The following is a 21,669-nucleotide window of genomic DNA, read 5'->3' as shown; positions in this document are numbered from 1 at the left end:
AGTTGATCTAAACCAGCGCGGTCTAGCGGGTCTTCAGGTTGCAACCAGACTGCCGGAAGGAACTTCTAGCTTTGCCTAGCTACTTGAGCTAACTTAGTCTCTCAAGATGACTAAGGCTAACTTTAAAGAACAGCCCCGGCACACAGCCGGCTAACTGCAACCTGATGACCCATGCTTTTACTACTTTCAATCATGGGCATCACCTCCTTATTGCCTAAGCGGTCTTAGTTTTAAAAGGGCAGAGTATTTACTCTGGGTTTATCACCTTCACCTAATATAACACATAAATTTAGAGATATTAACCATATATATAAAAAATCCCCCACCAAAAGGCGGGAGATCACTGGAGAATGGGGAATATTGACACTTTATAGGGTGATTACAAGGAGGTTATTTAATCTGGGTGGTGTCAATTTTCCAGAACCACAGCCTTAATTCGGGTCATGGGTCATGGTCGGATTTTAATTCTTAGAGAGCATTACCGCGAGGTAGAACTTCCTCAGGGAATACAAATTGTTCGTGGGGTTGATCTTGAGGAGCCATCCAAGCGCGGATACCCTCATTCAGCAAAATGTTTTTGGTATAGAAGGTTTCAAACTCTGGGTCTTCCGCCGCCCGCAATTCTTGGGAGACGAAATCATAAGCCCGCAGGTTGAGTGCTAAACCGACGATGCCGACGGCACTCATCCACAAGCCTGTGACTGGCACAAACAACATGAAGAAGTGCAACCAGCGCTTGTTAGAGAAAGCAATCCCGAAAATCTGTGACCAGAAACGGTTTGCCGTCACCATTGAGTAGGTTTCTTCTGACTGGGTGGGATTGAAGGCGCGGAAGGTGTTAGAAGCTTCACCATCTTCAAACAAGGTATTCTCTACCGTGGCTCCGTGAATGGCGCACAATAAAGCACCACCCAATACACCAGCAACGCCCATCATGTGGAAGGGGTTGAGTGTCCAGTTGTGGAAGCCTTGCAGGAATAGTAGGAACCGGAAAATTGCCGCGACGCCAAAGCTAGGTGCAAAGAACCAGCTAGATTGTCCCAAGGGGTACATCAAAAACACGCTGACGAATACCGCAATCGGGGCAGAGAAGGCGAGGGCGTTGTAAGGACGGATACCTACTAAACGCGCAATTTCAAATTGCCGCAACATGAAGCCAATCAAAGCGAAGGCTCCGTGTAGAGCCACGAATGGCCACAAGCCACCCAGTTGAAACCAACGGGTGAGGTCGCCTTGGGCTTCTGGTCCCCACAACAGCAATAGGGAATGTCCCATGCTGTCGGCGGGGGTGGATACTGCCACTGTGAGGAAGTTAGCACCTTCTAGGTAGGAGGAGGCTAATCCGTGGGTGTACCAAGAGGTGACGAAGGTGGTGCCGGTCAGCCAACCGCCTAGTGCTAGGAAGGCGCAGGGGAATAATAGTATCCCTGACCAACCTACGAATACGAAGCGATCGCGCTTGAGCCAGTCGTCTAGAACGTCAAACCACCCTCTACTGGGGGCGCGTCCAACTGCGATGGTCATGAGAGCAAATCTCCAAATGTTTATAAGTACAGGTTGTATCTGTATTATAGATGGCTATATAAAAGCCTTCTATAAGCAGAAAGTTAACTGGGTTGTTAACCAAGTTTACAATTTTTTACATACCTTTAATCATATTAGGTGCAAATCGCTAATTTTTCTAGGGGATTTGTTATAAAAATTAATTTTTCCTCTAGATGAGGGAGATGGGGGAGATGAGGGAGATGAGGGAGATGAGGGAGATACCAATGCCCCATGCCCAATGCCCAATGCCCATTTCCCTAGAATCACTCAGCTGACGCTAAAATGAGTCCACAGTTAAATTTGATTATTGCTAAATGTTTACCATCGATTTAAGCATCAGAAACACTGCTTTCCCGATCTCAGTACAACGTAAGTCAGCAGAGGATGCTGAGGCTGTCTATCAGCTAATTTTGGCAGCTATACGCTCTGGGAACCCTGACATTGTGGAACTCAAGTGCGAGGGCAAGACAGAGAAAAAAATTGCTGTCCGCGCTAGTGAAATTTCTGGGGTGCAGATTGTTCAGAAAGATGGTACAACCCCTGGTGGTGGCAGACCTCCTGGCTTTTTCGCTGTAGCTGCTGAGTAACCAAGGTTGACAAATGGCTCAAGTGGGCATTGAGGTCAAGGATTTAAATTTCAGCTGGCCGAATGGAGAGAAAGTCATCAAATCTTGCTCTTTAGAAGTACCCAAGGGTGAGTTTTGGATGCTCTTGGGTACAAATGGCAGTGGAAAATCAACGTTACTTAGACTGCTGGCGGGGCTATTAGCTCCTGAATCTGGCGAAATTCGGGTTTTGCACCCCGTTGGCTTTGTCTTCCAAAATCCTGATCATCAACTGGTGATGCCAACGGTTGGTGCTGATGTGGCTTTTGGATTGGTGGAAGAAAAGTTGCCGCCTGCTGCTACCAGAGCCAGGGTTGAGGAGGCGCTAGGGGCGGTGAATTTGCTTACCCTGCAACGACGCCCTATCTATGCACTCTCTGGGGGACAGAAACAGCGAGTCGCGATCGCTGGTGCGATCGCCCGTCGCTGTGAAGTCTTATTATTAGATGAACCCACTGCCTTACTAGATCCAGATAGCCAACTGGATTTAGTTGCTGGTGTCCGCCGCCTCGTCAAAAGTCGAGGTCTTACAGCCCTGTGGGTAACGCATCGATTAGACGAGTTAAATTACTGTGACGGCGCTTTCTTACTAGAAAAAGGTTCTCTTGTTGATGGGGGTGAAGCCCAGCGCCTTAAGCAACGTCTGATGGAGGTAGACAGCGAAGCCTCTTAATTAAGTGCTGAGTCACGAGTTCTGAGTAAAGTAAAAACTACTCAGGACGGACTTTTGCGCCGAGTACATGCTTCGTCCTGTGTGGGCGGTCTTTTCACTCAGCACGAGCGTGAGAACTCTGAGCGGCAGCTTACGCCGAACAGAAGTTAAGTGACTTTTAACTCAGCACTGTTAAATAAAGTAATGCCACGCGCCTTTGTTCAAAAGGCGCGTTTTAAATTAGTGCGTCTATTTTAAGGTAAGTTTTATGAGCTTATCGCATTTTTGTCTTGTGTAACATAGTGCTACACACAACGCATCAATTATTATAAAACTTATGAATGAATTTTGTAAACTCTAGAAAATTGTGATTAAAAACCATGTCCCGTTCCTTACTCCAAGCCGTTTTGTTAGTGGACGGCTACAATATAATAGGCGCTTGGCCTTGCCTTAAAAAAACGCGTGATAGTGTTGGACTAGAGGCAGCACGGGGCGAACTTGTGGAAGCGATGACTGGTTATAGTGCGTTTCAAGGTTATGCAACTCAAATAGTTTTTGATGCCCAATATCAGAATTGCTCTAGTAATAAAGAAATTATTACTGAGCTTTTATCAGTTTATTACACTGATTTTGGGCAGACAGCAGATACTTATATTGAAAAATCTTGTGCTTCTTTTCGCCAGCAAATAGCCCAATGTTTGATTTCTCGTGTGATTGTCGCTACATCAGATCGGGCACAGCAGCTGATGATACAAGGGTATGGGGCTGAATGGTTGTCAGCACAACAACTCTGTGGGGAAGTGGAAGCTACAGTCTGTCGGATGCGACAGAAGTATCATACGCGCAAACAATCTAAGAGTAGGTTTTTAGCTAATGCCATTGATGCTAAGGCGCGGCAGCGTCTGGCTGAATTACGAATGGGATTACAGTAAATATTTAGTATTTAAAAGTCTCTGCTTAAGTTTCTGAATGGATTTTGGCTGCAAAATTTCTATAATTAAGCATTTAAAAAAATATTGGCCAAAGTACTTGCCAAATCCTATTTTTAGCCCTATTATTATAAATCGTGGGTGGTCCTCAGTAGCTCAGTGGTAGAGCGATCGACTGTTAATCGATTGGTCGCTGGTTCGAATCCAGCCTGGGGAGTTTAGCAATTTTGGATTCTAGATTAGTGACAGATAATCTATGGTGACTTGACTCGTATGTTACCTTTGTGAATCATGGGTCTTTTGGTGCTTGTCCTAAACAAGTGCTGGAATTTCAACAACGTTTGCGTAGACGCAAAGCGGCTTGTCGTTAGACATCGCAGTTAGAACAGGAACCCACACGCTTTTTTGGTAGAGAGTGGCAACCCCTGCTAGACGATGCGAGAAGTAGGCTAGCGGTGTTTGTAGGTGCTGATGTCCAGGATTTAGTATTTGTCTCTAATGCGACGACTGGCGTTAATTCGGTGTTAAGGTCGCTGACGTTTTCACCAGAGGACGAAATACTTACAACCAGCCACGGCACAAATTCGCTAGGCACTGATAAAACCCGCTTTCAGTTGGAATTTGACTGGACAGGTACAGACGATCCGACAGCTTATATGTGTGTACCAGAAGCGATCGCTTTTATGGGTTCCTTGCTACCTGGTGGGTGGACAGAATTGATGCAGCAAAATCATCAGCTAGTGTTGCAGGCAAGACAGCTACTTTGTGAAGCGCTGGAAGTACAGCTGCCTTGTCCAGAGGAAATGATTGGTTCAATGGCCGTTGTGCCAAAATATCCAAGGCACAGAGGAACCTCTTCGGAACTTTTACAATCTGGAAATTAGTCATGCGCTAATTGTTGTTGCCCACCCTTACACAGATGCAACTGTTTTTACTCTTGAACTAAAAGACTTGGCTAACTGCTGGAAAAATCAGTTAGTGCCACGTCTTAAACGATTTTACGGCGACCAGATGTCACTTGCTTGTTAACTAAAGAACCAAAAAACAGCGATCGCTTACCTTCCTGCCTAGTATTTGAGGAATAGTAAGCGATCGCGTCGATATTTGCATTTTTAACATACGGCATAGTTGTCAGTACAATTATTAATTGACTGCCCCCATGATTGTATTATTTAGGCCAAATTACTTATTAAGTGTGAAATATCACAGCTACTAAAGGCAATAATGCCAAAAGAAAACTATGCCAGGACTGCAATTGAGTTTCTTGGATTGGTTCTGGTGGCGCTAATAGGGCTTCTATTCTTTGTTCTAAGCGATCTGCACCAGAGGAACCCAATGCAGCACAGCAAATTTCCGATAATACTAGGCTGGTGCTGACTACTAATAAAAGTGATTCCGCTAACACCAGAGGGTCTACTTGCAATGCTGCATAACCGTCGGCACGGAGTTCGCGCAAAGATAACAGTTCTTCCCACAAAGGCTCTGTATTCGGCAACCATGCAGTGCAGGAACGCACCCAACCCAGCCAAAAAAACCAGAATGTATCCCTATAATAGTGATGCCCTTGCTCATGGGCTAAGACGCTTTCTAAATGATCTGGTGAGAGAGTTTGCAGTAATCCCTGGCTAATCACTAATTCTGGTTGCCAAAAACCAATTTGACCCGCAAACAATGCGCCCGTTTGCAGTAACCTGGCTCGTTTATCCCCCAAATTCACCAGAGGACAGTTACGCGCAGATTCCACAGACTGCCAACCCTGGAAGGCAAGTTTAATACATAAAATGGCAAAAAATGCCAAATAAATTAATGCCACTACATAGCTGATCGAGCCTGTGTACATCCCGCCCATTTGTCCTTGGGGGCCCATAAACAGCACAGCGATCGCTGTCATGAAAATTAACAGGGGCGGGAAGAGGAATAGAAATAGCGATCGCCTCCACCGCAAACTCCAACTGCCTTGGGGTTGATTCCAAGAGGATCTTAACCACCAGGCAACTGCCAAAGCATTCAAAATCATTATTAGATGCATCATTTTTCCTCCCTGGCTTGGCGTGCAGATTGAATGCGTTTAGCGATCGCTGCGATTTGCTCACTAGCGGCTTCATCTAGGCTATCGGCAAAGGCAGCAACAACATCGGGGTTCCCCACCGCCAGAAATCGCTGTAACTGCTCGTGAGCTTTGATAACATCTGCTTGCTGCTTACTCAGCATTGGCCGCCAATAGAATGCTCGCTCTTTCTTATCGCAGGCTAGCCAACCTTTATCAGTGAGGCGTCGTAGAACGGTGGTTACAGAAGTATAAGCTAATTCCCGGTTGGGATCAGCCAGTATGCGATCGTGTACATCCTTTACTGTGGCTGAACCAAGTTCCCAGATGATATTTAAAATTTCCGCTTCCAATGGGCCTAAAGATAGTTGTTTAGGGCGGTAGTCGGGTAAAGGTGCCATAGCGATTTTGATGGGGAGTGGGGAATGGGGAGTGGGGAATAGGGAGTGGGGAGTGAGTGAATATCTGTCTCTTTGCGGTGTAACCTTGAAGCTGTAACTTTTTCCCGATTTAGAATGTCTGTTCTTATTTTAGCTAAAACAGTAGAAGCCCCACACTCCTAAAAGTGAGTGTGGGGACGCCAGACGAGAGCGACGGGAAACCCTTCTACAGCGCTGGCTCATGAATACGCGGGAGTGGAGAGAGATAGTAATTAATGTTTTTTTGTGTAGCCAGAACAATTAATTACTTTCTTCGTGCCATGACCCATATTCATTATATTTCTTAAGATAAATAAGTAGGTGGGCGTTAAAAAGCACAACTAGATTAAGAAGTGTAAATCGCTTAAAAGCCTATATTGCAAGCATTTTTGGTACTTTACATAAGTTCACGTAGTTCAGTTTAATTGTGCCTACCTACTTACCGCAATCAATCGTATTATAAATAAGTACAGACAAAGCCGAACGCGAAGAGCGTGCCGTAGGCATAAATGCTGGTCGTACACTGAACCTAGACAATCTAGAATATGGGGTTCCATTGAAGAATCAGACATTTTTGTGTCGTCTCCGTGAATGGGTAAAAATAAGAGCGGTACTAAGGTAAAACATATTTGTCTTGAAAAGTTGTTCATGGGGAAAACCCCCAAGACCACACTTTTCGCTTGGTACTTGTTCAAAGTCTGCGGAGGGGCATCTCGTGGACTCAAAACAAAGCTCAGATAATGTCGACGGGATACCGGGAGTCACCCAGATGCCTACACTGTATGCTTGCATCAATGTAGGAGTATGTCAGATTACAAGATAGTGCAGTAAGTCTGAAAGTCTAAAAGCATAAAAATGGGCTTTTTGAATTAAAACCCCGCCCCAAATGAGCGGATTTCTTCCCCACTCCCATTTATCTATTGAATGAGATACATTTTGTATTTTGATGGTAAAAAACGCTCCAGGAGCAATTGTGGTTATAGTAGTGACGCCAACTAGGTAGAATATTATTTGCGGCAGTAGTATTAAAGCAGGTGTATCCAGCGCGTGAAGCTATTCGTATATCACACTCCTGAATTGACTCCAACGGATAAAGTACCAGAATGTGCGATCGCAGTCGATGTATTGCGAGCCACTAGCACAATTGCGACAGTTTTGGCAGCTGGAGGCGAAGCTGTACAAGTATTCAGCGATTTAGATCAGTTAATTGAAGTTAGCGAAAAATGGCCTGCCCAAAAACGTCTGCGGGCTGGAGAACGCGGCGGCGCGAAAGTCGCTGGCTTTGAGTTGGGTAACTCTCCCCTCGACTGCACACCAGAATTGGTGGAGGGGCGGCGTTTGTTTATCAGTACCACAAATGGCACTCGTGCTTTACAACGGATAGAAGACTCCCCAAATGTATTAGCAGCAGCCTTGATTAACCGGGCGGCGGTGGTGCAATTTCTCCTAGAGTTGCAACCAGAGACAGTGTGGATTGTCGGTTCAGGTTGGGAAGGCAGTTTTTCTTTAGAGGATACAGTTTGTGCAGGTGCGATCGCTCATAGTCTTTTACAGCAAACCACGTTGTCAGTAGAAGAACTAGCTGGTAACGATGAAGTAATTAGTGCGATCGCTCTTTACTCTCAATGGCAAGATAACTTATTGGGATTACTTCATCAAGCTAGTCATGGTCAACGATTGTTGCGTCTTGACTGTCAAGAAGATTTAAAATATTGTTCCCAAACCGATATTTTAGATGTCTTGCCCATACAACGAGAAACGGGAGTTTTAAAAAGTCATAGGAAATAGGGAATGGGGAATGGGGAATGGCGAGATGAGGGAGATGAAGGAGATGAGGGAGATGAGGGAGATGAGGGGGATGAAGCAGAAATAATCAATGCCCTATGCCCTATGCCCTATGCCCTATTTTAAAATCTGTGAGCATTTGTCGGAGTCTTTGTCGCCAATGGGGGGGATAAGTCCCTAGTATTGCGGAAATTTTTCCACAAGCAAGGACGGAATAAGCAGGGCGACGGGCTGGTGTGGGATATTCGGCGGTTGTAATGGGGACAATACGTTCAACTTTCAAAGGAAAGCCTAGCTGTTGGGCTTCTTCAAAAATGGCAACGGCAAAGTCATACCAGCTAGCAACGCCGCTATTAGTGTAGTGATAAATGCCGCTAATTTCTAGGGTTAATTGGGGAATCATCTGGGTTATGACTGTGGCTATATCTTGCGCCCAAGTCGGGCTACCAATTTGATCGGCCACAACACGGAGTTCTTGACGTTCTGCACCTAGTCGCAGCATGGTTTTGACAAAGTTACTTTTGCCAAAGATTCCATAAACCCAAGCAGTACGGAGGATGAAGTGATGGGTGCAAGTTTCCCGAATAGCTTCTTCTCCAGCAAGTTTGGTTTTACCATAAACACTCAAGGGGTTAGTCGCATCGGTTTCCTGGTAAGAACTACACCCATTGCCATCAAAAACGTAATCGGTGGAAATATGAATTAGAAAAGCTCCTAATTTCTGGCTTTCTTGGGCAAGAATTAGGGGTGCAGTAGCATTAATAGCGGTAGCAAGTTCAGGTTCGCTTTCAGCTTTGTCTACAGCCGTGTAAGCTGCGGCGTTAATGATGATTTGCGGCTGCTTTGATCTGATAACACTGCGGAGGGTATCAGGTTGGGCAAGGTCTATTGTTGGGCGTGCTACTGAGATAATATCGCCGTAGGATGCGAGGATTTGTTGCAGTTCCTTACCCACTTGACCGTTGTTACCAATCAGCAGAATTGATTTACTCATTCTGATTAGTTCTGAAACTTACTTGAATTTGAAAGTACTTAATCAAATATTTCAGCAATTTTCAAAGGTTTACCAGCTTGGTCTTTAGCTGATAAAATAGGTGGCGCATTCAGGGGCCAATCGATCGCTAAATCTGGATCGTTCCATAGGATTGTGCGATCGCTTTGGGGCGCGTAGTAATCTGTAGTTTTGTAGAGAATTTCAGCTATTTCTGAAAGCACGAGGAAGCCGTGAGCAAAGCCTGGTGGTATCCATAGTAGGCGTTTGTTCTCAGCACTTAGTTCAGAACTCACCCACTTACCAAATGTAGGAGAGCTTTTTCTAATATCTACGGCTACGTCAAAAATAGTGCCGACAACAGCACGAATAAGTTTACCTTGGGGTTGTTGAATTTGGTAGTGCAGCCCACGCAGGACGTTTTGCTTAGAATAAGAGTGGTTATCTTGGACAAAGTTCGTAACAATACCTGTCTGTTGAGCAAATTTTTGATCGTTGTAAGCTTCAAAAAAGAAACCGCGATCGTCTGCAAATACTTGGGGTTCAAATTGTAAAACTTCGGGAATTTTGGTATGTACAATGCTCATTAATATTATTTATAGGATGTGCCGCAGTGTTCTGATTGTCAGATTAATTTCGCATTTATATTTTACAGGCACTGTACTCAACCTTTGACGATCGCTTGTCCTCTTTTTAATAAGTAAATCACGTTAGTTCAATTTGACAGTCATCGCCAATCAGAAATCGCAAGGCTTTGGGGCGACGGGGTGCAAGAGTCAATTGTGCCCTTTGCCCAATCACACTATCTATAATGCGCTGATGAATTCCGGCAATTTTAGCACTTTCTAAAATAACACTGTTTTCTAAATCGGTATCAATGAGTGTGGCATTGTTAGCAATACTACTATAAGGGCCAATAAAGCAGTTTTCTAAATGACAATTGCTACCAATGACTACTGGCCCCCGAATTGTGCAATTAATTACTTGAGATTTTGTACCGATTTGGACTCGTCCAATAATCTGACTTTGGGTATCAACTTCGCCGAGAATTGATCTTGTCAGATAGGTGTCGAGAATTAATCGGTTAGCTTCTAATAAGTCATCTTTTTTACCAGTGTCAAGCCACCAACCTTGGAGATTGTAGGCTAAAACTTGCTTTTTTTGATTAATCAGGTATTGAATAGCATCAGTGATTTCCAGTTCGCCTCTGGTGGAAGGTTGAATATTTGCGATCGCATCAAAGATGATATGAGAAAAGAAATAAACCCCTACCAATGCCAGATTTGAAGGAGGAACTTTAGGTTTTTCAATTAACTGTAATACCCGTCCTGTTGCATCTACCTCAGCTACACCAAAGGCGCTAGGGTTGGCAACCTGACGTAAGAGAATCAAAGCATCCGGCTGTTGTTGGCTAAATTGTTGCAGAAAGTAACTTAACTCACCTAGTTGAATCAGGTTATCGCCCAAGTACATGACAAAGGGAGAATCACCTAAAAAGGGACGGGCGACTTGGACTGCATGAGCAAGTCCAAGTGGCTGGTCTTGTATGATGTAGGTGATGTTCGCTCGAAAGTATTCTCCATTTCCGGTTTTCGCTTGGACTTCTGCCCCAGTTTCCGGGCTGATGATGATGCCAATATCAGTAATACCAGCAGCGACCATTTCTTCAATGCCATACCATAAAACAGGTTTATTAGCAACTGGTACGAGTTGTTTTGCTCCGCTATAGGTGAGGGGACGTAGGCGTGTACCTTTACCACCAGAGAGAATTAGTGCTTTCATCAGGATTGAGGATTAATTACAACTCATTAGTCAAGATAATCTGAAATCTTGACAAAATCCCAAATCCTTGCATCCAATTTTGGTGCTAGTTTATCTATCTATATGTAACGGGATAAAACTTCGACGGTTGCTTTTCCTGTTTTTTCCCAACTGAATTGTTGAGAGTGAGTAATACCTTGGCTAGAAAGGCGCGATCGCAACTCGAAATTAGTTGCGATCGCCTGCATTGCTTCTGTAATTTCTCCTGTATTGTAGGGATTGATCAGAATCGCCGCATCACCAGCAACTTCTGGTAGGGAGGAGAGATTGGAGGTAATGACGGGAGTACCACAAGCCATTGCTTCCAGAACAGGTAAACCAAAACCTTCCCAGAGACTGGGGAAAACTAGTGCGATCGCCTGATTGATGATTTTTGGTAATTCGCTGTAAGGAATATAGTCTAAAAACTTTACTTGATTAGTTATATCTAGTTCTGCAACTTGCACTTTTAAAGTAGGGGTGTAACGCGAATCAATTGGCCCTACTAACCATAGTTCATAGTCTTTGCAGTTAGGTAACACAGCAAAAGCACTGATGAGTCGCTGGATGTTTTTGTAAGGATCTTGGCGACCAATGTAGAGAAAGTAGTTGCTGGTGGGGAGGTTGAGAGGGTAAAAGTGAGTGCGATCGTGCGCTAAAGGAATCGGAGTAATTTTGCTGGCGGGAATTTGGTAAAAATCGGTGATGTCTTTAGCCGTAGTCTGGGAGATGCAAATAATGTGTTGTGCTTGGTTAAGAACTTGGGGAGTGTAGTAGCGGTGGTAGGGTGTGAGTGGTGAGAAGCGTTTGGCAAAGCGCAACGGTATCATGTCAAAAGATGTGACGACAAAACGACAATTGCTATAAAGGGGTGCTTCCGGTAGCGGGGAGAATAAGAGACTCGATTTGAGATTTTTATATATTTGTGGTAGTTGAAATTGTGTCCATATCAGCCGGCGAATATGACCTTTTCTGCCTTGATCAGGTGTTAAGTTTTCAGGCACTGAATAGCAAGTGTAATTGGGAATTATCCGTGAAATCAATAATGTCGGATTCAGTGACTGAAGGTAAGGAAACAAATTATTGGCGTAGGTTGTTATGCCTGTAGGTTTAGTGCTGGCAACAGACAAATTAACTATGATTTGATGCCTCAAAATGGTAGCGATCGCCTCCAATAGAGTAATACACTATAAACTTTACCAAATGCAACTTGAGGTTTGATAGCAATCAAAATGAACGCGTAACAAATAAGCTTTGTTAATCTGAGTATTTGTATAGTTGAATTTGTATATTTTTCTAAAATAAATAACTATTCGTGTATGCTTACTTACAAGGCTTTCTACAGTGGTAAGTGCCTCTAACCACCTGTAATAGCACTTTCTCTTCAAAGGGACGTTTTCGTGCTTCAATTCTTGCTGCTGCTTGCCGTTCTGATAGTGAAGCGGCTTGGAAAAGACAATTATGGCATCTACACTTCAAGATTCATGTCGTGCTTACAAGACATCTGCAAAAGCTGGACGCAGGCGACGGTAACACCACAATCCGCCACAAAAAATTACTAACGCAATTAGCGAGGAAACTCCTAACTCGCCCCAATGTTTGACTTCTCCTACTAAAATTAAATCTCTATATCCTTCAACGATCGCTGTCATCGGATTTAACCAAAATACCCATCCCCGCCATTTCTCTGGAATTGCTGAGGCTGGATAAATAATTGGTGTCAAATACATCCAAATATTTAAAATTACCCCTAAAGTCTGCGGGATATCTCGCAAAAATACCGTTAGTCCCGCCGTCAAATAACCTAACCCTGCTGTCAGCAATAACTGCGTTAGCCACAACAACGGCAACAACGCCAAGGTAGTGTGTAGAGTATGAGAACTGATCGCTACAAAAAGAATCAATGCTATTAAACCAAAAGAACTCTCAATAAACGTTGATAAAATTGGCACTAGCGGTAACAATCCCAGAGGAAACACCACTTTCTTGACTAAATTGGGTTGTCCGATTACGGAACTAGCAGCCTGACTCAAACCACCACTAAAAGCAATCCAAGGCACTAATCCCGCAAATAGCCACAAACCAAAGGTGAAGTTATTTTCTGGTAAAGTTTTCAGACTTAACTTTACCTTTAACACAACCGAAAAGACATAAGTGTAAATTAGTAATAGTGATAGCTGATTTAGCAAAGGCCACAAATTGCCTAAAACAGAACCCTTATACCGCGCCTCTAAATCCCGACGCACCAAAGTTCTCAACAAGTTAAACTTTGCCCAAAACCGTTCATTTTTCGGCAGTATGCGCCTGAGATTGCCTGCTTGACGTACAAATCCTCGCATTGTTCGTAACAATTACCGCTTCCTCGTTCACTACTTACACACCCAATTTTTCTCTATAAAGCTTTATAGCTATGAAAGTACTTTTGTCTTCCTTAAAGAATAGATTATTACCAGAAAATAGTACCTAAATTGTCTTGGTGATTATACAATGAATCGGCTATTTTCAGGTGTATTTTTATTACAAATATAACTCCTGTGGATAACGCTGCTTTCTTTGTGAAAAGGGTAAGTTTTTGCTTAACTCAAACTATCTGGATTAACTCCTTGCGATCGCAAATATTCTGCTAATTTATCAGCCCGTTGCCGTTCTTGTTCCGCCCGTTGACGTTCTTGTTCCGCCCCTTGGCGTTCTTGTTCCGCCCGTTGACGTTCTTGTTGTAATTGTTCAGCTAACTCCGTCGGTGTTAGTAATTTCTCCCCCGTATCTAGACGATAAAATCCCAATAATTCTCCCTCCACCGCCACTCTTAATCCTAGAGGTTGAGAGATCCTATCGGCAATTAACTGGTAAGTCTCACCCTCTAACCTATATCCCCTTAACTTTTCTTCAATCCATTCCCCCTTGGGGTCAAATAACCAATATTCTAAAATCCCTAATTGTTCATAGAGATTTTTGTTTTGCTCTTGGTCTTGTTTTTGAGTTCCTTGAGAAGTCATTTCAAATACCACCTGGGGAACTTGACCTTCCTCCCAAACTTTATAACTATCCCGACCTCCAGGCGGCACATCAAAAATTACCATCACATCGGGTGCAACTCTTAATTTGGGAAAACCTTGAGCATAGTAGAGAAATTGGTCTGCTAAAACTGTGGCTTGTCTACCTGCTAGGTATTGTTTAATTACTTCTAGGGTGCTGAGAATTGCGTAGAGATGTAGGTATGATTCTGCCAATGGTTCACCGTCGGAACTGGGATATTCGATGTTGGGATTGACTATTTTGATGGTTGTAGTCATGGCTACCTTTTACTCGGGTAGGTTGTTTGGATCAATTCCTTGCGATCGCAAATATTCTGCTAGTCTATCAGCCCGTTGGCGCTCTTGTTCAGCTCGTTGGCGCTCTTGTTGGGCCCGTTCCGCTAACGTTGGCACCCAACCTGCGGTATTATACCAACGTAACCATAAACCTGTTATTTGCTGATAAGTACCCTGCCATAGTCCCAATCCTAGTTCTAACTTGTCCAGCCAGAAACGGTTTTCTGTTAGGGAAATTGCCTCATAACTAGTGCCAGTGAGTCGAAAGGCGCGGAGATTATTTTCATAACGGTCATAAACAACGTAGTAGGGAACCCGCAAAATCCCTTCGTATACTTCCCACTTCGTCGGGGGTTGATTTACCTCCCTTAATCTTTGTCCCAAGTCATCTTGTTCAGTACCTGGGGAAAGTAATTCCACGATTAAAAATGGATCGACTCCCTCTTGCCAAACGACGTAACTTAAGCGGAGGTCAAGTTGTTGACCAGTATTAGGTACTCCCAAAACTAAGTACCAATCAGGACGTTTGTACCATAAGCTATGGCGGGGGTCGTAGTAAAGGTTCAAGTCACTAGCAACTAAAATTTCCTCAGATGAATAGTTGGGAGGTTGACAAGTTTCACTGAGTAAATCCGCCTGAATGCAATGAAATTCGTCTGGCAAACCTGATTCCCCGACTAATTCACTAGGTAAATCATACATCGTCGGCATGGTTTCTTGGGGCGGACGAGGTGGAATTGGTTGATACATATTCACTTATCTCAAATTATCTGGATCAACTCCCTGCAATCGCAAATATTCTGCCAATCGTTCTGCACGCTGATGTTCTTGTTCCAACTGCAATTGTGCTTCCAATGCTTGTTGCTGCGCTGCAATAGCAGCTTCCTCTGGTGTTGGAACTAAATCACCATCGGGTGTAAAGTAGCGCAATTTACCTCCTTCTACAGTTGCATCGGGCATCTGCTGTTCTAGCTCTTGCACTGTGACAAACATTGGGTATATAAGAGTTTGGTTGTTGATTTAATTTTAAGCTGTTAGGTCAGAAGTCTGGAGTTTGGAGTTATGATTCTCCCCCTCATCCCTCCTCATTTCAACTGAATTTGTGAGAGCAGAGTCACGGATTCGGCTACACTGGGACTTGGTTTATTGCATTGTAATCAGGCATGGAAATCGGACAAAAGGTTAAAGTTTTTCGTTTGCGCGATCGCGTTTCTCCCCCAATTGTGAAAAAACTAGGACAAGTGGGTATCATCCAAGGCTACAAAGTCATTGATGGTGGGATCGGTGTAGTAGTGTTGTTTGACGACAATTCTTCCACTTGGTTTTTTGAAGATGAAATCAAAGCTGTGTAGTAGTTAAAGAACTCAGAACCGGGCTTTTCTTGGCATCTGAAGTTGAAGGCACAGGCCCAGAGTCTTTATTGAGTGCTAAGTTGGAGTTGAAAAGCTCGGCGGTGAAAATAGGAATCAACTAATGGCTCTAATATTGACATTTTTGGGCAAAGGCGGCACCGCTCGTACCAAAATTGCGATCGCCGCCGCCAAATTATTGGCAAGTCAAGGCAAGCGCGTACTTCTAGCAGGACAAGCAGAACCAACATTGGCAATTCTGCTCGGTACTTCCATTGCTGCCGATCCCCAGGAAATCGCTCCCAATTTGCAAGCAGTCCAGTTTCAAGCATCTGTACTACTAGAACGCAACTGGGATGAAGTGAAGAAACTTGAGGCACAATATCTCCGCACACCCATCTTCAAAGACGTTTTTGGTCAAGAACTGGTAGTGTTGCCGGGGATGGACACCGCCCTGGCATTGAATGCTATCCGCGAATATGATGCCAGTGGCAAATATGATGCGATCGTCTACGATGGCACAGGTGACTCTTTAACGTTGCGAATGTTGGGTTTGCCAGAATCTCTCAGTTGGTATGTCCGGCGATTTCGGCAATTGTTTGTCAACTCCGACTTGGGGAAGACGATTACTGAATCGCCCTTGATTCAACCACTGATTAGCAGTTTTTTCAATGTCAACTGGACAGCAGATAACTTTGCAGGACCCACGAACCAAGTCAATAATTTCTTAGAGAAGGGGAGAGATGCTCTTGCTGACCCCAAGCGTCTCGCTGCTTTCTTAGTGACCACAGGAGATCCCATTGAGGTAGCAAATGCCCGTTATTTGTGGGGTAGCGCTCAACAAATCGGTTTAACTGTCGGTGGTGTTCTGCTTGTGTCTACTGAGGTGAATGTCAACCTGCCAGAGGAATTTATACCCTTACCTGTGAGCGTCGTTCCCGACTCGCCAACAGGTGACTGGCAACCACTGATAGATGCCCTACCCAATTTTGAAGTACAAGCATTACAGGCTCCCAAACCAATTGAAATAGACATCCACAATCGTCAAGTACGCTTATTCTTGCCAGGATTTGACAAAAAGCAGGTCAAGCTTACCCAATATGGGCCAGAAGTCACCGTAGAAGCAGGAGATCAGCGACGCAATATTCCCTTGCCCCCGGCTTTAAGTGGCAGACCCGTTGCTGGAGCAAAGTTTCAGAATAATTATTTGATAATTTCGTTTTAAGTTATGGGAATGGGGAATAAGGCATGGGGCATGGGGCGTGGGAGATGATGGGGATGAGGGAGATGAGGGAGATGAGGGAGTGAGGGAGAAAAATTAATAACCAATACCCAATGCCCAATGCCCAATGCCCAATGCCCAATGCCCCATTCCCAATGCCCAATGCCCTATTAATCAGTAAAAATTATGTCAGAATCAACTCCCATTACCCCAGATCCCAACCCATCTGAGGCGCTAGACTCAGTGGTAAATAATCCCAACGAGCAAGCAATCGCATCAGCCGATCGCAGTGCGAAAACTAGGCAACTTTTGGGGATGAAAGGTGCAGCACCTGGGGAAACTTCAATTTGGAAAATTCGTTTGCAGCTAATGAAGCCGATTACCTGGATTCCCCTAATTTGGGGCGTAGTCTGTGGTGCGGCTTCTTCTGGTAACTATACTTGGACTCTGGAAAATGTGTTGAAGGTAGCAGCCTGTATGTTATTGGCTGGGCCATTAATGACAGGTTACACCCAAATCCTCAATGATTACTACGATCGCGAAATCGATGCGATCAATGAACCCTATCGCCCCATCCCCTCTGGGGCAATTCCCCTACCCCAGGTAATTATTCAGATTTGGGTATTACTGATTGCTGGGATTAGTTTAGCATTTGTGCTAGATGTGTGGTCGGGTCATGAATTCCCGACAATTACAGCGATCGCAATCATCGGTTCTTTCATCGCCTACATTTATTCTGCACCTCCCCTGAAACTCAAGCAAAACGGCTGGTTAGGTAGCTACGCCTTGGGTGCAAGCTATATCACCCTACCTTGGTCTACAGGACACGCTTTGTTTGGCGAACTGAATTCCACAATTGTGATTTTGACAATGTTCTACAGCTTGGCTGGATTGGGTATTGCCATTGTCAATGATTTTAAGAGTGTAGAAGGCGATCGGCAGCTAGGATTAAATTCACTACCCGTAATGTTTGGCATCACCACTGCGGCTTGGATTTGTGTAGTGACGATTGATGTCTTTCAAGGATTGATCGCAGCTTATCTCGTCAGTATCCATGAGAATTTGTACGCAGCAATACTAGTATTGTTAATCATCCCGCAAATCACCTTGCAGGATATGTATTTCCTGCGCGACCCCGTGAAGAATGATGTTAAGTACCAAGCCAGCGCCCAACCGTTCCTGGTTCTGGGAATGCTGGTAACAGGTTTAGCGCTGGGTCATGCTGGCGTTTAACTTATACTTTTATAGTGAGAAATTAGGAGTTAGGAGTTAATATACTGCTAACTCCTAATTTGTATCACAACATACCGTGTTTAAACTGATATCTTTCCTCATTCATGGGATTCAACCTTTGTTAGTCCCGATTTGCTTTGTCGTTGCTTGGACTGTAATTATTCTCGTTGTTTTGAGTCTTTGGGCGGCGGCGCGAGATAGTGTGACTACAGCCAAGCAAATGCATCAAATTCCCTGTACTGGTTGCCAATTTTTTACCGATAATTACCGTCTTAAATGTACAGTACACCCATCTATTGCCAACACAGAAGAAGCGATCAATTGTTCTGACTATCAACCGAAGACGAATCCTTATCTATATTAGGGAGTGCGACAATAAAAGAGATGAGGAAAGGGTGAATTATAAGAATGCAGGTTCAAAACCCCGAGGTTCAATCTTCAAAACCCAAAAAGTTTTGAAGTAGAAGTTATGGCCTCTTCATCCGATCCAAACCAGTCAATAGAAAGAGTAATTATTTCTCAATTGAAACCCGATACCTACCCTAAAGGTTTTGATGCTGAAATGGCTCGAAAGCTGGCAGAGTTAACTCAGTAATGTCAGCTTGAGGCTTAAATGCAACTCAGAGAAGCCCTCGCAAGTCCCATAACCCTGATTCTCTGGTTCAACTTCTCGATAGCTAGAGTAGTCAAACATCCTCTTAGAGTGAGTGAGCAACACCTCACAATATGAAGTTAATTTTCAAGAGGCTACAGTTATGACTTTAGATATAATGAATAAGCTGCTATCATTCGCACGGAGTGAGGACTTATGATCGCAGACACCTGGATTACCTTTTACGATGTGAATTTTTAGTTTTTTATCTTGCCCATTGCTGCAAGATATAAGCATAAAAAGCCTCTTTGTCTACCTGATCCATTGCATAAATTTTCCGACCACCAGAGACTACTTTAGTACGTCCCTGACCGACACCAGTGGTGATAATTTCTGTTTCCCATTCGCGCAACTGATAAAATTCCGGGTGTCCCAGATAAGCTGTTGCCAGCACATCCCAAAAATAATAATCCTGGGGGATAACTAGTGCATAACATTGTCCGGCTAAATCAGAGATGGGATGGTGGCGTTGTCGCCCCATTTTTTGCACTAATTCTGATGTGACTGGGACATTGTTAGTTAAATCCAAAGGACACATAATAATTTCAATTTGGGTTTGCCATACCCGCGCTGCTGAAATTGCGTCCCAATAAACATTCCATTCGGCGGAACCATCTTGTCCTGCTTCTAAACTTTTTTCCACATTACCACCAACATTCAACGCACCCCCCATCCACACAATTTTGTGAATCTTCGCTTCAATTTCTGGTGCTTTGTCCAAAGCTACTGCTACCGTCGTCAACGGCCCCGTTACCATCAACGTTACCGGGCTTGATGCGTCACGTAACACCTGTATCATGAAATCTTGACCTGTTTCAGCAACCAGAGGCGTAGTGATGGTTTCGCTTTGATTGAGAATGGGGAGATGGTCAACGATAAACGAATCACGGCGATAGAGAGTAGGAAATGGATTGATACCGCGCACAGTACTTTCTGCAACCGAGATATGAGAAAATCCCATCAAATCGATAATTTTACGTGTGGCGCTAACAGCCGGTTGGACATAACAATCGGCTGGAGTGACGACAACACCAAGGAGTTCAATATGATCCATTGTCAACAGCAGCATAGTTGCTAGATAATCATCTACACCGCCATCGTGATCCATTAATACTAGTTGTTTTGTCATAAAAGGAGAATTAATATGGATGAGTTTATAAAAGCTGCAATTCAAGAAGCAAAACAAGGCAGACAAGAAGGTGGAATTCCCATTGGTTCGGTTCTTGTCAAGGATGGTAAAATTCTCGGCAGAGGACACAATAAACGTGTGCAAGATGCCGATCCTGTGACTCACGCCGAAATCGATTGTCTCCGCAATGCTGGGAGAGTTGGCAGCTACAGAGGTACAACACTCTATTCAACCTTAATGCCGTGTTATCTGTGCGCTGGGGCAGTGGTGCAATTTGGCATTAAAAAAGTTATCGCTGGAGAATCCAGAACTTTTCCTGGTGCTAAAGAATTTATGGTATCTCACGGTGTGGAAGTAATTGATCTTAATCTTGACGAATGCGAACAAATGATGAGTGAGTTTATTGAAACTAACCCGGAACTTTGGAATGAAGATATCGGTAATTAGTTAGGAGTAGCGCTGTTAAGGTGACTTTTGATCGCAGAATTATGGCAAGTGCGATCGCTATCTAAAAAGGAACACAGGATAACATGATAGTACGGGGGCTGATGGAAAGAGGCTACTCATTACTCCTAATTCAGCAAGAGTGTGCTGTTATTATCAATCAGGGTAAGAGCTTCACTACTAGCCATGCCTGGCTTAGGCTGTGATGCACCATAAGTCTGAATGTAGCGCCGCACTTCTAGCGGAAAGTTGGGGTAATCTAATACTGCATCCCCATCGGCAATAGTTGCCCAGAAGTCGCGCAAACTAGGAGCTAATTCTTTTGCCTGTGATAATGGTAAGTATAATGGAGAGTCAGTTAGTAACTTGACTAGGAAGGGGAAAGAGCGATCGCCCATCCACTGCCGCGATGACTGTTGCAAGTCGGGGAACTCAGGCACTGACTCTACGCGATGGGATGAAATTTGCAAACATTCTTTACCTTGGTTATCCCGATGAAACTCTAGCACCCGATAAGGGTGAGGATAACTAACTAAAGAACCAGTGGTAATATCATATACTCCTTGGGAGTAAGCAACATCCTGAATGTGCAAATGCCCGGTAAAGACTAGCTTGACTCCGTAGCGCCTCAGCAACTGCAAAAGTTCTGCTGAATTGGACAACATATAGCGATATGCCAGTGGATGGTTCGATTGATTGGGCAAATGCTCCACCACATTATGATGCACCATCACTAGAACTAATTCATCACCAGACGCCGCCAGCACCTCTTCTAACCACCGTAGCTGTTTGGTATCCAAACACCCCACTTGCTCACCCTGGTCATTAAAGAAGTTAGAATTCAGTCCAATCAGCTTAACTCCAGGCAATAACTGACGAATGTAGTAAATCTGCTGTGGATCGTCATAGCCAAACTTCGTGTAATAGTAGGGAAAATCCGCAAAACCAATTGATTGCTGCGAAGCCAACAGCACAGGAACGTCATGATTACCAGGAACAACATACACAGGAAAAGGTAGCTGGGCTAAACATTGTTGCAACCAGGCGTGGTTCTCTGGTTCGCCGTGCTGGGTTAAATCTCCTGGCAACAACAAGAAATCTAAATCGAGTTGTGTTAAATGTTCTAATACACTTTTAAATGCTGAGATACTGACTTCCACTAGATGAAATCGGCTGGGATGATCCCAGATTGTATGGGGAAGTGCCAGGTGTAAGTCGCTGACTACCGCAAAGCGAAAATTGAGAGCCATTGATTTATGAAAATGTTAAAATAAGCCTTTTCCCAAAAGTATAACCCTTACTCTCTCTCCCTGCTTAGGAGTGCGTTTACTTAACACTTATATACATTACAGTAATTTTCATGTATTTAGACCACGACTGAGACGACTGGGCATTGTATCTATAAGAGGCGTAGCGGTTACTCTCCGAGAACGCTAAAGGCGAATCCGCAGAGTACGAAATATGTTAATATATTTTATTGATCGCGCGTAAAACCCCAACCCAAGAGTGGGTGGGGCAGTTGACTACAACTTTTGACATTAGGATTGGATTTTTAA

23 protein-coding genes, 1 tRNA gene and 1 pseudogene are annotated in these 21,669 nt (G+C 44.0%); 11 read left to right on the top strand and 14 right to left on the bottom strand.

The genetic code is table 11. The features are described 5' to 3' along the window. Nucleotides 1-468: 468 nt before the first annotated feature. The gene (gene psbD / locus V7L05_RS23815) at nucleotides 469-1,524 is read right to left on the bottom strand and encodes a photosystem II D2 protein (photosystem q(a) protein) (RefSeq protein WP_335167688.1); all 1,056 of its coding nucleotides are present in this window, start codon (nucleotides 1,522-1,524) and stop codon (nucleotides 469-471) included. 335 nt (nucleotides 1,525-1,859) lie between these two features. Here psbD and V7L05_RS23810 point away from each other — a divergent pair, with 335 nt between their 5' ends. The 5 genes and pseudogenes from V7L05_RS23810 to V7L05_RS23790 all read left to right on the top strand — a co-directional run. Next, on the top strand, nucleotides 1,860-2,132 hold the full coding sequence (locus V7L05_RS23810; protein ID WP_012410874.1) for a hypothetical protein: 273 nt from the start codon (nucleotides 1,860-1,862) through the stop codon (nucleotides 2,130-2,132). Nucleotides 2,133-2,145: 13 nt separating this feature from the next. Then, nucleotides 2,146-2,823 (top strand): ABC transporter ATP-binding protein, encoded by a 678-nt coding sequence (locus V7L05_RS23805; protein ID WP_334949734.1) that lies wholly within the window; start codon nucleotides 2,146-2,148, stop codon nucleotides 2,821-2,823. Nucleotides 2,824-3,182: 359 nt separating this feature from the next. Continuing rightward, on the top strand, nucleotides 3,183-3,734 hold the full coding sequence (locus tag V7L05_RS23800) for an NYN domain-containing protein (RefSeq protein WP_334949733.1): 552 nt from the start codon (nucleotides 3,183-3,185) through the stop codon (nucleotides 3,732-3,734). A 142-nt stretch (nucleotides 3,735-3,876) separates the two neighbouring features. Continuing rightward, nucleotides 3,877-3,948, top strand: a tRNA-Asn gene (locus tag V7L05_RS23795). Between the two features lie 67 nt (nucleotides 3,949-4,015). Next, nucleotides 4,016-4,561, top strand: a pseudogene (locus tag V7L05_RS23790) (aminotransferase class V-fold PLP-dependent enzyme); the annotation flags it as partial. 158 nt (nucleotides 4,562-4,719) lie between these two features. Here V7L05_RS23790 and V7L05_RS23785 read toward each other — a convergent pair. The 3 genes from V7L05_RS23785 to V7L05_RS23775 all read right to left on the bottom strand — a co-directional run bounded on the left by V7L05_RS23785 (nucleotide 4,720) and on the right by V7L05_RS23775 (nucleotide 6,179). Further along, nucleotides 4,720-4,857: a hypothetical protein gene (locus V7L05_RS23785; RefSeq protein WP_335167686.1), complete on the bottom strand. Its 138-nt coding sequence runs from the start codon at nucleotides 4,855-4,857 to the stop codon at nucleotides 4,720-4,722. A gap of 63 nt (nucleotides 4,858-4,920) precedes the next feature. Further along, nucleotides 4,921-5,760, bottom strand: coding sequence for a M56 family metallopeptidase (locus V7L05_RS23780; protein WP_335167746.1), 840 nt, complete (start codon nucleotides 5,758-5,760; stop codon nucleotides 4,921-4,923). Then, nucleotides 5,760-6,179, bottom strand: a complete 420-nt coding sequence (locus V7L05_RS23775; protein ID WP_292770778.1) for a BlaI/MecI/CopY family transcriptional regulator — start codon at nucleotides 6,177-6,179, stop codon at nucleotides 5,760-5,762. The genes V7L05_RS23780 and V7L05_RS23775 overlap by 1 nt, the downstream gene beginning before the upstream one ends. A gap of 1,065 nt (nucleotides 6,180-7,244) precedes the next feature. Between V7L05_RS23775 and V7L05_RS23770 the strand changes: the two genes are divergently transcribed. Next, on the top strand, nucleotides 7,245-7,985 hold the full coding sequence (locus V7L05_RS23770) for a 2-phosphosulfolactate phosphatase family protein (RefSeq protein ID WP_335167684.1): 741 nt from the start codon (nucleotides 7,245-7,247) through the stop codon (nucleotides 7,983-7,985). Nucleotides 7,986-8,085: 100 nt separating this feature from the next. Here the strand turns inward: V7L05_RS23770 and rfbD are convergent, their stop codons facing one another. The 8 genes from rfbD to V7L05_RS23730 form a co-directional block, all read right to left on the bottom strand. Next, entirely contained in the window at nucleotides 8,086-8,976 is an 891-nt protein-coding gene (gene rfbD, locus V7L05_RS23765; protein ID WP_335167682.1) for a dTDP-4-dehydrorhamnose reductase, read from the bottom strand. Between the two features lie 38 nt (nucleotides 8,977-9,014). Beyond that, nucleotides 9,015-9,560 (bottom strand): dTDP-4-dehydrorhamnose 3,5-epimerase, encoded by a 546-nt coding sequence (gene rfbC / locus V7L05_RS23760; RefSeq protein WP_335167680.1) that lies wholly within the window; start codon nucleotides 9,558-9,560, stop codon nucleotides 9,015-9,017. A 118-nt stretch (nucleotides 9,561-9,678) separates the two neighbouring features. After that, on the bottom strand, nucleotides 9,679-10,755 hold the full coding sequence (locus V7L05_RS23755; RefSeq protein WP_335167678.1) for a glucose-1-phosphate thymidylyltransferase: 1,077 nt from the start codon (nucleotides 10,753-10,755) through the stop codon (nucleotides 9,679-9,681). Nucleotides 10,756-10,853: 98 nt separating this feature from the next. Beyond that, on the bottom strand, nucleotides 10,854-11,927 hold the full coding sequence (locus V7L05_RS23750; RefSeq protein ID WP_335167675.1) for a glycosyltransferase family 4 protein: 1,074 nt from the start codon (nucleotides 11,925-11,927) through the stop codon (nucleotides 10,854-10,856). 339 nt (nucleotides 11,928-12,266) lie between these two features. Continuing rightward, a complete protein-coding gene (locus V7L05_RS23745; RefSeq protein ID WP_335167744.1) occupies nucleotides 12,267-13,112 on the bottom strand; it encodes an ABC transporter permease in 846 nt (281 codons plus the stop codon). Nucleotides 13,113-13,349: 237 nt separating this feature from the next. Continuing rightward, nucleotides 13,350-14,066: a Uma2 family endonuclease gene (locus V7L05_RS23740; RefSeq protein WP_335167673.1), complete on the bottom strand. Its 717-nt coding sequence runs from the start codon at nucleotides 14,064-14,066 to the stop codon at nucleotides 13,350-13,352. A 9-nt stretch (nucleotides 14,067-14,075) separates the two neighbouring features. After that, on the bottom strand, nucleotides 14,076-14,834 hold the full coding sequence (locus V7L05_RS23735; protein WP_335167671.1) for a Uma2 family endonuclease: 759 nt from the start codon (nucleotides 14,832-14,834) through the stop codon (nucleotides 14,076-14,078). 6 nt (nucleotides 14,835-14,840) lie between these two features. Continuing rightward, entirely contained in the window at nucleotides 14,841-15,077 is a 237-nt protein-coding gene (locus V7L05_RS23730; RefSeq protein ID WP_335167669.1) for a hypothetical protein, read from the bottom strand. A gap of 170 nt (nucleotides 15,078-15,247) precedes the next feature. Between V7L05_RS23730 and petP the strand changes: the two genes are divergently transcribed. From petP to V7L05_RS23710, 4 genes are all read left to right on the top strand, one after another. Continuing rightward, nucleotides 15,248-15,436, top strand: a complete 189-nt coding sequence (gene petP, locus V7L05_RS23725; RefSeq protein ID WP_335167667.1) for a cytochrome b6f subunit PetP — start codon at nucleotides 15,248-15,250, stop codon at nucleotides 15,434-15,436. 121 nt (nucleotides 15,437-15,557) lie between these two features. Next, the gene (locus V7L05_RS23720) at nucleotides 15,558-16,658 is read left to right on the top strand and encodes a Get3/ArsA fold putative tail anchor-mediating ATPase NosAFP (RefSeq protein ID WP_335167666.1); all 1,101 of its coding nucleotides are present in this window, start codon (nucleotides 15,558-15,560) and stop codon (nucleotides 16,656-16,658) included. Between the two features lie 183 nt (nucleotides 16,659-16,841). Next, complete coding sequence (chlG, locus tag V7L05_RS23715) at nucleotides 16,842-17,888, top strand: chlorophyll synthase ChlG (RefSeq protein WP_335167665.1); 1,047 nt, start codon at nucleotides 16,842-16,844, stop codon at nucleotides 17,886-17,888. Between the two features lie 76 nt (nucleotides 17,889-17,964). Further along, the gene (locus V7L05_RS23710) at nucleotides 17,965-18,252 is read left to right on the top strand and encodes a hypothetical protein (protein WP_335167663.1); all 288 of its coding nucleotides are present in this window, start codon (nucleotides 17,965-17,967) and stop codon (nucleotides 18,250-18,252) included. A gap of 493 nt (nucleotides 18,253-18,745) precedes the next feature. Here the strand turns inward: V7L05_RS23710 and V7L05_RS23705 are convergent, their stop codons facing one another. Beyond that, entirely contained in the window at nucleotides 18,746-19,669 is a 924-nt protein-coding gene (locus tag V7L05_RS23705; protein ID WP_335167661.1) for a nucleoside hydrolase, read from the bottom strand. A 15-nt stretch (nucleotides 19,670-19,684) separates the two neighbouring features. On the opposite strand from V7L05_RS23705, the gene V7L05_RS23700 reads away from it, so the two are divergent. Next, nucleotides 19,685-20,116: a nucleoside deaminase gene (locus V7L05_RS23700; RefSeq protein WP_335167659.1), complete on the top strand. Its 432-nt coding sequence runs from the start codon at nucleotides 19,685-19,687 to the stop codon at nucleotides 20,114-20,116. Nucleotides 20,117-20,241: 125 nt separating this feature from the next. Here V7L05_RS23700 and V7L05_RS23695 read toward each other — a convergent pair whose 3' ends face one another. After that, nucleotides 20,242-21,363 carry a metallophosphoesterase family protein gene (locus V7L05_RS23695; RefSeq protein WP_335167657.1) on the bottom strand — a complete coding sequence of 374 codons (1,122 nt, stop codon included), beginning with the start codon at nucleotides 21,361-21,363 and terminating at the stop codon, nucleotides 20,242-20,244. Between the last annotated feature and the right edge of the window lie 306 nt (nucleotides 21,364-21,669).

The sequence above is a fragment of the Nostoc sp. genome, from assembly GCF_036917755.1.
Classification (GTDB): Bacteria; Cyanobacteriota; Cyanobacteriia; order Cyanobacteriales; family Nostocaceae; genus Nostoc.
Note: the sequence above shows the minus strand (reverse complement) of the source record. Positions and strands in the feature narration are given on the sequence as shown.